Source organism: Neobacillus drentensis (assembly GCF_036966985.1).
In the GTDB taxonomy this organism is placed as follows: Bacteria; Bacillota; Bacilli; order Bacillales; family Cytobacillaceae; genus Neobacillus; species Neobacillus drentensis_E.
The window spans coordinates 1-11,039 of sequence record NZ_JBALSN010000008.1; the positions used below are offsets into that span (position 1 = coordinate 1).

Here is an 11,039-nt window from a genome sequence, read left to right on the forward strand (position 1 = left end):
GTATTGAGCCGGGGTCATCTTATTTAGTCCCCACTGATAACGATGATTATTGTACTCTTCGATATATGAATCCACTATCTGTTTGAGTTCATTTAAACTATTACAATCTTTATAATCCACCTCATCTTTAAAATGACCAAAGAAGGATTCCATTGGCGCGTTATCCCAACAATTTCCCTTACGGGACATTGATTGAGTAATAGCCAGCTTCTTTACTCTTGCTTGAAAGAGGGGATGTGTATAATGAACCCCCTGATCTGAATGAAGGATCGCCTCAGGATGAAAACCTTCCTCCATAGCTTCATTAAGTCTTCTTAATGTTTTATAAACAATATCCATTTCTAGTGAGGAGGTCAAATAATGGGCTAATATTTCATTTGTACTGCCATCTTTAACACAGGATAAATAAGCTTTTTGACCATTTGAATAATATAAATATGTAATATCAGTTAATAATACTTTCCCAGGTTCTTTTTGATTAAATTCACGGTTTAAAAGATTAGGGCATGTACGATGTTCTTGAGTAGCTTTAGAGATTTTTTTATAAGGTTTTGCCTTTCTTACCTTGGCAACCAGTTGATATTTGCGCATTAACCTTCGAATTTTCTTATGATTCATTTCCACAAAATAATCCTTTTCTAAGATCATTTTGATTTGTAGAGCACCGACTTTCTCCTTTTTCTGTAGAAAGATAAACTGAATTAGTTTGATGTCAATTTCGTCTTCCATATCTTTACGCTGGCGAATAGGAGCTGCCTTTAACCAAGCATAGTACCCACTTCTACTCACTCCAGCTAATTCACATAAATAACCTACTTGGTTCTTTAATTGGTGTTGACGAATGGTGTGTTCAATAAGTTGAAATTTCTCTGATGGTGTTAATACCGTTTCTTCTGCAACGCCTGCCTCTCTAGTTCCTCTAGCTTTTTTAAGAAGTCATTCTCAGCCTCTAAAAATTTGATTCTGGCCTCAGCCTTTTTTAGTTTTTCTTCTACTGATAGTTCCTTTGAGGACGGTCGTCCACTAGCTGCCTTTCCCCTGCGTTCCAAGTGAAGACCCTGTTCACCAAACTTTTCATAGGTTTCACGCCATCTTTGTAGACACCTTTTCGGCTGATTTTTACCAATCACTTCAATGTTAAATCCATTTTCAATAAAAATTTGAGAAGGAATTTTTCCACTTTGATATTCCATTACAGCCTTTACTTTGAAGTCAGGATGATAGGAAATTGAACGTTCTGATACACGTAAAACGTTTGGATTCTTTTCTAATTCTTTAATTTGATAATCCGTAAATAAATACTTGCTCATGTAAATCCTCCGTCCACAATAATTCTTTTATTATAAACGGGTTTCCTTTCTGAAGACATAGAAAAACCCGAATAAGGGGCACTTTTTAATTAGTGTCCATTATTCGGGTTATAGTTCATTCCTTTGTGCTCTTTTCTATTAAATCTTATCCAATGCCTGTTCAAGGTCTTCTTGAAGATCCTCCCATGATTCTAGACCAACGGATAGCCGCAGTAAGGTATCATCGAAGCCCATTTTTCTTCGTTCTTCCTCTGGTACTACGGCATGGGTCATTGTTGCAGGATGTTGAATTAATGTCTCGGCATCACCGAGACTAACAGCAATTTTTATTAATTGCAGCTGATTCATCAACTGTTGCGCCGTTTCCTTTGTTCCTCTAATTGTAAAAGATATAAGCCCGCCAGGTTGTTTCATTTGTTTTTTAGCGATTGAAAAATCTTGATGTTCCGGATCGCCAGGAAAATAAACCGTTTCAATTTTCGGATGGTCTTTCAAAAAACGAAACAATTCACTGGCATTTTCACAGTGGCGGTCCATGCGAAGGGGTAGTGTTTTCATCCCTCTTAATAATAGCCAAGCATCAAAAGGGGAGATAATCCCACCGATGTCTTTTTGGGTCGTCTTTGAGACCTGTCTAATAAACTCCTTCTTCCCTATGACAAGCCCCGCAATGACATCTCCATGTCCGCAGATATATTTGGTTGCACTATGAATGACAACATCGCAACCTAGTGTTAGAGGGGTTTGAATATAAGGGGAACAAAATGTGTTATCAACCACAACAGGAATCCCCTTTTCATTCGCCACCCTCGCCACTAATCCTAAATCTACCAACTTCATTGTAGGATTTATCGGCGTTTCAATATAGATACAAGCGGTGTTTGGACGAATTTCTTGTTCTAATAAATCTGCCGAGTTCATTAAAGAAAAGTCGTGGTCGATTCCATATTTCTCTTTTAATAACTCTAACAATCCAAATGTACAACCATACACTCCTTGTGAACAAAGAATATGATCTCCAGTCTTTGTTAAGGCCACTAACACTGCACTGACGGCCGCCATTCCAGACGAAAACGCTAAGCCCGCTTCACCTTGTTCAAGAACTGCGATCCTGTCTTCTAATATTTTCACGGTTGGATTTCCTAAGCGTGAATAAATAAATCCCTCTTCCTGACCAGCAAACCTTCTTTCCCCTTGTTCGGCGTTGGCAAAAGTGAAAGTGGATGTTTGATATAACGGGGGAACTAAACTGTCTTGATGTTCATCCGCCTTGTAGCCTGAATGAATAACTTCCGTTTCAAACCGTGATTTCTTTTTCCCCATTTTGGATTCCTCCTGTTTGAAAACGTTTACATTCCATTGATTTATAATATGTCAGTTAGGTAAATATCGTTAGGGCACTCTTAAATATGAGTGCCCATCCCTAACTAACTCTTATATTTTGCTCTTGAATGACGACCTTGTTCTTTCCAGTCCCCTTTGCAATATACAGTGCTTCATCTGCCCGTTTAAATAAGAAGTTGTAGGCATCGACCTGTTCCTTATTCCAATAAGAAACACCACAAGAGACTGTAATATGCGGCTCAGAAGATTCAGCTATTTTTTTCACTAATCTTCCAGCTACAGCAGCTCCTTTGTCTAATGGGACTCCCGGAAGGTAAAGAGCCAGCTCTTCCCCGCCCCATCTGGCACCAATATCTTCTCCGCGGATATTGTTTTTTATCAGGGTTGCCACCTGGACAAGAACTTGATCTCCCACCTGATGTCCATATGTATCATTTATTTCTTTAAAATTATCAATATCGAGCAGGATAAAAGTACCCTCTCCGGACTCTTTCATTGACCTCTGAATTCTCTCATCCAAAAATTTACGTGAATAGAGCTTTGTTAGGTGATCGGTAATAATCATATGCTCCAATTCTTCTCTGAGCATAGAATTGGTTAGTGCAAGCGATGAATGATGAATAAGTGACTGAAGGAGTTTAAAAGTATCAAAAGAAAAGAAATAGGGCTTTTGATGCATTACAATGGAAAAACCCTTTAATTTTTCGCTATGAATCATTGGAACTGCAAGAATCGAATGAAAACTTGGTGTATTTTTTATGGTTTGGATGTCGAAATCTCCAATAAATAAAGGATTTTTTTCTCGTTCAATTTTTCCCTTTAAATAATCAATATAAATTTTGGCTTGTGGTGTGTAAAAGTAGGGTGTTGAGCCTGGGAGTATTTTTACCTTAGCATGTTCGTTGGTGAATAAGAAAAACCCAACTTCTTGTGCATCAATGGAAGAGATGATTTGTTCTGACATATATGTCATCGTATCAACTAATCGCAGGTTGGAATTTAAGCAATGCGAAGTTTCGTTGATTAATTGTAAATTGAAGATTTCCTGCTTTGATTGTTGATGGAGATAGGCATTTTCCAAAGAACTACCCGCAGCACTAGCCAGTAACCTAATAAACTCTACCTCAAACTCATGGAATTCAGCCGCAGTTGCTGCCACAACCTGCAAAACACCATAGGTTACTTGTTTCCCTTTTAAGGGTGCATAAATAATGACATGGTCACCTGTAGCAGAATACTCAAATTGAAGTTCTCCTGATCCATAAGCTTTAATAGCAACAATATTTTCACTATCATATTCAAGTTCAATAATCGGAAGTTCATTATGACTATATGTATCCTGTGAAAGCAATAGGGAAAAGGAGTTGTCAGGATATAATTCTTTCAAGATAACACATAATTCATCCAAAAGGTTCTCCACATCCAGAGATGAATGAAGTGTTTCTGTAATCTCTATTAATTGTTTGTACCTTTTTATTTGCCACTGTAAATCACACTCGAGAATATCCATTTAGGTTTCACCCGATCTAATTCCAAATATATACATCGTCCCTTAATTATAGTTAATTTTCAGACACTTTGGCGATATTTATTTGTATAAATTATTAACTTTTATTAAAATAATATTTTCGACAAAATTCTTCTGGACTCACTTCTAAAAAAAATATTCTTGACTTTGATAGAATAAAAATTATATAATACTTTTTGTGTAAAATATTGCAGCCTATTGTGTTCACTTTGAATAGTCTCATTTTATTCCTCATATGTAAATGATGGTGTATCTCGTAACCCTTAGCTGCAAGGGCGAAGGTGCATGAAAATAAAATGGCTGTCAAAGAGTCTCATAACGGTTTTTATTTTACCAAAATAAAAACACGAAGGAGGAGTCATTCATGGCTCGTTATACTGGCTCTAGCTGGAAAATTTCCCGTCGTCTTGGAATCTCTCTAAGCGGCACAGGTAAAGAATTAGAAAAGCGTCCTTACGCTCCTGGACAACATGGTCCAAACCAACGCAAAAAGCTTTCTGAATACGGATTACAATTACAAGAGAAGCAAAAGCTTCGTCATATGTATGGCGTAACTGAGCGTCAATTCCGTAATCTTTTTGATAAAGCTGGCAAATTAGCTGGTATCCACGGTGAAAACTTCATGGTTCTTCTTGAATCACGTCTTGACAACGTTGTATACCGTTTAGGTTTAGCTCGTACTCGTCGTGGAGCACGTCAATTAGTTAACCACGGCCACATCTTAGTTAATGGTTCACGCGTTGATATCCCATCATTCCGCGTAACTCCTGGTCAAACAATCAGTGTTCGTGAAAAATCACGCAACCTTGATGTGATCAAAGAAGCGATCGAAGTTAACAACTTTGTTCCTGACTTCTTAACTTTTGATGCTGACAAATTAGAAGGTACTTTCACTCGTTTACCTGAGCGTTCTGAATTACCTGCTGAAATTAACGAAGCTCTTATCGTTGAATTCTACTCTCGTTAATTGATTTGCTTATTAAAAGCAATCACAAAAACCCTAGAAACTGCGTTATATCAACGTTTCTAGGGTTTTTTATTTATGTTATTTTTAAGTATTCGTGGACATGAAAACCTCTATTTTCAACTTTTTATAAGCTTTTATGATTCTTAAATGTTTATAGAATGGTTATCTATTTTTCCTAGATTCCTGCTTGTTTTAGGAACAATAGGTTCAACTTTGCCAAGCCAAAAGAGATAGGTTAATGCACCGATTAAGGTGGCAGTTCCTGACACTATAAGTGCAGGGGTAAATGAGTGGGTAGTAGAAATTATAAAACCGGTTACAATTGGACCCAAAATGCCACCCATATTTGACACACAGTTTTGAAGTCCTCCAACAACTGAAGTCATATTTACAGGGGCTACGTCTCCAGGAAGTGACCAAATAGCACAAGCAGCAGTCGTTAAACCCGCATAGGAAATCGATAGTAAAGCGATAGAAAGAACAGCTGAATTAACCAGCCCCGCAAAAGCTATCGAGGTTGCCAATAACATACCTCCACCTAGGTTCAATTTACGAACAAAGGTTAAGGAATAGCCTTTTGAATAAAGATGGTCGGAAAACCAGCCCGCTAAAAGTTCAGCAACTAGACCAAAGAGTGGAGGAATCATGGATACCCAACCCATTTTCATCAATTGGAAGCCTCGTTCTTGTACAAGATACGTTGGGAACCAAGTGATAAAGAAATAAATGGCATAGTTTAACATGAAAAACCCTACACACATTGCTAAAATATTACGGTATTTAAGAAGTTGATACCATTTCATCGGCTGGGTATTTTCAAGGCCATCCTTTTTGAGCTGTCCATCACGAATATAGGTTAGTTCCTCTTTGTTTACATACATATGCTTTTCCGGATCACGATAATAAGCCCACCAAATGGCTACCCAAACCAATCCTAACAGACCAGATACGATAAATGGAACTTGCCAGCCAAAGGCAGTCATTAACCAAACAACAAAGGGCATCGCTAGCGCCGTACCCACTTTAGAACCGCTGTCAAAAATAGCAGAAACTCTTGTCCGTTCTCGATCAGGGAACCATTTTGCTGTCACACCAGCATTGCTTGGATATGCTCCTGCCTCCCCCATTCCTAATAGGGTTCGAAAAATGAGGAGGGATTTCATTCCTTGGCTAACAGCTGTCAATGCGGTGGCAATGGACCACCAGGCAACGCTTAAAGCAAGAGAGAATCGTTGTCCAACTTTATCGGCCAGCCAACCAGCAGGAATCTGAAATAACGCATAGGTCCAAAAGAAAGCAGACATGACAATCCCCATTTGTGCCGCATTTAGGCCAAATTCTTTCATTATAGTCGGGGTGGTAGCAGACAGGACTGTACGGTCCAAATAATTAATAGCTATAGCTGCCCACATGAAGATGGCAATCTTCCATCGAACTTTCGTTCTTTTTTGATTTATTTCTCTCATTTTAAAACCTCCTATAATAGAAATCGCTTCCAAATTAAATTAAGAATATTATAACAATTTCATGCATTCCTTGGTTAACCAATTGATAGATAGCCATCGTGCAAAGTCTATAGAGGATAAAATTCTGAGTCTTACCATTTTCTGCTTTATTTCTAATTATTTAAACACTATCTGAAGATTAATAAAAGAACCTTTTTAACTTGATGCCGTCCCCCTAAAATCTAAGAAGATTTTAGGGGTTTAATGGAATCTATCTTTCTATGCTTTTACAAATACTGTTTTGATTGCAGTAAAGAATTCGACCGCAGCCTGGCCCTGCTCACGGGAGTGCGAGCTGGACTGTTTCATGCCGCCGAATGGTGCCTGTAATTCAACACCAGCAGTTTCCGCGTTAATCCGCACAAGTCCGGCCTCGATGTCGTTGATAAACGACATCATGGTGCCGATGTCTTTTGTATAAATAGAGGCACTAAGCCCGTACTCGACATCATTAGCCTGCGTTAACGCTTCCTCAATTGATTCCACTTTAATAAGTGCCAGCACCGGACCAAAAATCTCCTCCTGGGCAATGACCATTCCATTCGTAACCTCATCAAATATGGCAGGCTGGACAAAAAAGCCGTTTTCGCCTCCGTTCTCCGTGTACCGTTCACCGCCGTATATCAATCTTGCACCCTCTGCTTTCCCTTTTTCAATATAAGAGAGAACGGTTTTCATCTGATTCTCACTGGCACAAGGTCCCATCCATGAATTGCCTTCCATGCCGTTTCCAATTGTAATTTCTTTGACCTGCTCAAGCAGCTTCTCTTTAAATGCACCGTATACCTCTGCGTGAACGAATACCCGGCTTGTAGCAGTACACTTTTGTCCTGTCGAACGAAGACCGCCGTTAATTGTTCCTTCTACCGCCAAATCTAAATCCGCATCTGCTGTAATAATGACAGGATTTTTCCCGCCCATTTCCAGCTGATATTTTGCTCCACGGGCCAGAGCTGCCTGACCAATTTGTTTCCCAGTGGCATTGGAGCCTGTAAACGTAATGCCGTTTACGTCTGTATGGTTAACGATTGCTGTGCCGACTTCGGATCCAGCCCCTGTAACCATATTGACTACACCTGCTGGGATGCCGGCCTCATGCATACACTCCATAATCTTTGCTGCTGTAACAGCTGCTTCCTGTGCCGGTTTAAACACAATGGTATTCCCATAAATCAAGGCAGGGGCCATCTTCCAAATCGGGATGGCTACCGGAAAATTCCAAGGGGAAATTACACCGATGACTCCAAGCGGAACGCGTGTCGTAAACATTAACGCCTTGCTGTCAGTGGATGGTATCACATCACCTGCTTTGCGCATCCCCTCACCAGCATAGTAACGGAGGATGGCAATCCCACGAATTGTCTCACCTTTTGCTTCAGGGAACGTTTTACCCATCTCTCTTGTCATCGTTTCGGCAACCTCTTCAAGCCGCCTTTCCAGACTATTTGCTATTTTATAGAGATAATCACCTCGTTCTGCTCCTGAAAGACGGCGCCACTCTTTTTGCGCTCTCTTGGCTGCATCCACAGCCCTGTCAACATCTTCCCTTGTCGAGCACTGTACGTAGCCGACGATTTCATTTTTATTGGCAGGATTAATAGCTGCGCCGACTTTATTTCTGAGGGATGATACCCATTTTCCGTTAATATAGTTAAGATGGGTTTTTACCTGAACTGATGTGGTCATGATTAAAACTCCTTTCCATATTCCTAAAATGTAGGTCCAATGCGCCAAATACCAAAATCATACTGTTTCAGAATTTCTGCTTTCGTGAGCTTTCCAGAAGCAACAAGCTCAATTTCATCAAAAATATGCTGGCCAACCGACTCAATTGATTCAATGCCTTCGATAATCGTTCCGGCATTCAAATCGATGTTATCTCCCATTCTTTCAAAAATTCCAGTGTTGGTTGCAATTTTTATAACAGGAGCAATAGGTGATCCAGTAGGTGTACCTCTTCCTGTAGTAAACAAAACGATTTGGGCTCCACCAGCCACCATCCCCGTTAGCTGTTCAATATCATGTCCCGGTGTATCCATCCAAACCAGACCTTTTTTGGATGGGACTTGTGCATAATCGATCACTTCTTGTAAAGGGCTGCTGCCAGACTTATTGGAAGCACCTAACGATTTTTCTTCGAGAGAACTCAACCCTCCCTTGATATTTCCAGGGCTTGGATTCCCTGTACGGATATCTACTCCCATCATGATGGCCCGATTTTCCATAGCACCGATTACTTCATATACTCGCTTGGCTGTCCTGTCATCGACTGCACGTTGTGCCAATAAATGTTCAGCACCAATTAATTCTGTCGTTTCGGCTAAAATTGCAGTACCTCCGTGATCAACAAGCATGTCGCTAACGACCCCTACCGCTGGATTGGCTGATAGACCGGAACATGCATCCGAACCGCCGCACTCAGTCCCGATAATGAGCTCACTGAAATCACAGAGTTCCTTCATTTGGGCGGAAGCATCCTGTACCATTTTCACTGCTATTCTAGATCCTTCAGCGATGGCACCAAGTGTTCCATTGTGGTCCTGAATGGAAACCACTTCAACCGGCTTTCCTGTCGTGGCTATCTCTCCTGCAACACTGCGTGCTTGATGGGTTTCACAGCCAAGCCCTAGAACTACCACGCCATAAACATTTGGATTGGCCCCCATTCCTACGTAAGTACGGAATGTTTGATCATAATCTACACCTACCTGTGCACATCCATGCTGATGTATAAAAGAGACCGTGCCTTGCACTAATTCCGTAATTTGTTTTGCTGCCTGGGTTGCACAAGTAATCGTAGGCAAGATTAACACGTGGTTTCTTACCCCTACTTGACCGTTTGGGCGCCTATATCCCCAAAACTTCTTTCCACTATTCAACTTTATCCCCCCGTCCTCTTTTTCCTTCCAGATTGTGAATATGAACATGTTCACCCATATCAATCTTTGTAGTGGCTGAACCAATCACTTCACCATATTTAAGAATATCCTCCCCCTTGGAGATCGACTTGACAGCGAACTTATGCCCGAATTCAATTTTTTCCTTTAATTCAACGTCAAAGCTGTTCCCCTGGCATGTGACCTTGACATGACTCCCTGCTGGAATACCCTCTAAAGCCACAGCCACTTTATCATTCGGCTTCATCATCACCGTTTTAAAAGCTGTACTCATCTTAAATCTCCCCTGCTTTATATTGGTCTTCTTTTAAAAATAGTTAGAGAATGGCTTACAAATTGTGTACAACGTTTTTTGCAAGATGGACAGTATTTTGTAAAACCCCAATATCAGATATGTCAATTTCTATTTGGTCTCCATCTGCTAACGTAAATTCATTTGGGGGAACAATACATGTACCTGTCAATAAAACAGTGCCGTTAAAAATCTGATTATCTTTAAGGAGATATGAAACAAGCTCGTCAAATTTCCGCTTTAGCTGGCGGGTATTAGCGCTCCCTTCCACCACTTTTTCGCCGTTACGATAGATTCTGCAGGTAATTTCAAATTGATAAGGATCTCGAACCGCTTCAGATAGAAGAATGGCTGGACCAATAGAACAGGAATTTCTCCAGATTTTTGCCTGGGGTAAATAAAGCGGGTTTTCCCCCTCAATATCACGACAGCTCAGGTCGTTTCCAATGGTATAACCTAAAATTTCTCCCTCGCTATTAATGACAATCCCTAATTCTGGCTCAGGGATTTGCCACTTAGAATCACTTCGAAGATATAGCTTATCATTTGGACCCACTGTCCTTGCGGCTGTGGATTTAAGAAAAATTTCAGGACGTTTGGCATCATAGACCTTGTCATAGACAGTGGTTAAACCGTTTATACCATCAATAGATTCGAAGTTTCTGGCGTCCTTGCTTCTTTCATATGTAACACCAGCCGCCCACACTTCAGGAGCTTCAATCGGAACGAGCAATGATAATTTTTCAAGAGATTGTGATATTGGATCTAAGGTTGAGATAGCGTTTTCAACAAAGTGAAGAAGAGAAGTATCTTGATCTTTTGCTTGCTGAGCTAACTCAAAGAAGTCTTTTTGTGGCAGTGAATAGATATGCTCCTCATTTGTTAAAGCAGCAAGAACTGGAACTGACTTTTCATTTAAATAAGAAATAATACGCATATAGTCCTCCTTTTAAATATTAATTACAGCGTTTAAATGGGGGGTTCCCTCCCAATTAAATTTTTCATGCGTTCTCATTAATTTTAAGTGCAAATTTCGTGCCAAAAAGAAAGATGAATTCATTTTTTAAAAAAATAAACACCAAACTACCTATCAAATCAAGGTTTGTCATGCTCTAACAAAATAACTCCTATTCATTAAAGAACAAGAAACTATTTAATTTAATTACTTATTCACTTCAAATCTTTCATATTTGAAA

The 11,039-nt window shown here is 39.9% G+C and carries 9 protein-coding genes; 1 reads left to right on the forward strand and 8 read right to left on the reverse strand.

Annotation, left to right across the window (positions count from 1 at the left end; genetic code table 11):
* From V7659_RS00425 to V7659_RS00435, 3 genes are all read right to left on the reverse strand, one after another.
* Positions 1-1,310, reverse strand: a protein-coding gene (locus V7659_RS00425; protein WP_335537431.1) for an IS3 family transposase whose coding sequence is annotated in 2 segments (ribosomal slippage) — positions 1-938 and positions 938-1,310 — 1,311 coding nt annotated over the 2 segments. Because the reading frame shifts where the segments join, the coding sequence is not laid out codon by codon here. This gene is flagged as partial in the annotation.
* Positions 1,311-1,448: 138 nt separating this feature from the next.
* Positions 1,449-2,633, reverse strand: coding sequence for a methionine gamma-lyase (gene megL / locus V7659_RS00430; protein WP_335537432.1), 1,185 nt, complete (start codon positions 2,631-2,633; stop codon positions 1,449-1,451).
* Positions 2,634-2,733: 100 nt separating this feature from the next.
* Positions 2,734-4,164 (reverse strand): diguanylate cyclase, encoded by a 1,431-nt coding sequence (locus V7659_RS00435; RefSeq protein WP_335537433.1) that lies wholly within the window; start codon positions 4,162-4,164, stop codon positions 2,734-2,736.
* Between the two features lie 382 nt (positions 4,165-4,546).
* On the opposite strand from V7659_RS00435, the gene rpsD reads away from it, so the two are divergent.
* The gene (gene rpsD / locus V7659_RS00440) at positions 4,547-5,149 is read left to right on the forward strand and encodes a 30S ribosomal protein S4 (RefSeq protein ID WP_026563299.1); all 603 of its coding nucleotides are present in this window, start codon (positions 4,547-4,549) and stop codon (positions 5,147-5,149) included.
* A 143-nt stretch (positions 5,150-5,292) separates the two neighbouring features.
* On the opposite strand, the gene V7659_RS00445 is transcribed toward rpsD, so the two are convergent.
* From V7659_RS00445 to V7659_RS00465, 5 genes are all read right to left on the reverse strand, one after another.
* Positions 5,293-6,615, reverse strand: a complete 1,323-nt coding sequence (locus V7659_RS00445; protein ID WP_335452944.1) for an MFS transporter — start codon at positions 6,613-6,615, stop codon at positions 5,293-5,295.
* Between the two features lie 258 nt (positions 6,616-6,873).
* Entirely contained in the window at positions 6,874-8,340 is a 1,467-nt protein-coding gene (gene gucD, locus V7659_RS00450) for an alpha-ketoglutaric semialdehyde dehydrogenase GucD (RefSeq protein ID WP_335452940.1), read from the reverse strand.
* Between the two features lie 23 nt (positions 8,341-8,363).
* A complete protein-coding gene (locus V7659_RS00455) occupies positions 8,364-9,533 on the reverse strand; it encodes a UxaA family hydrolase (RefSeq protein WP_335452937.1) in 1,170 nt (389 codons plus the stop codon).
* Positions 9,526-9,825, reverse strand: a complete 300-nt coding sequence (locus V7659_RS00460; protein ID WP_335452934.1) for a UxaA family hydrolase — start codon at positions 9,823-9,825, stop codon at positions 9,526-9,528. Before V7659_RS00460 ends, V7659_RS00455 begins: the two co-directional genes overlap by 8 nt.
* A gap of 55 nt (positions 9,826-9,880) precedes the next feature.
* The gene (locus V7659_RS00465; protein ID WP_335452931.1) at positions 9,881-10,780 is read right to left on the reverse strand and encodes a fumarylacetoacetate hydrolase family protein; all 900 of its coding nucleotides are present in this window, start codon (positions 10,778-10,780) and stop codon (positions 9,881-9,883) included.
* Positions 10,781-11,039: the final 259 nt, after the last annotated feature.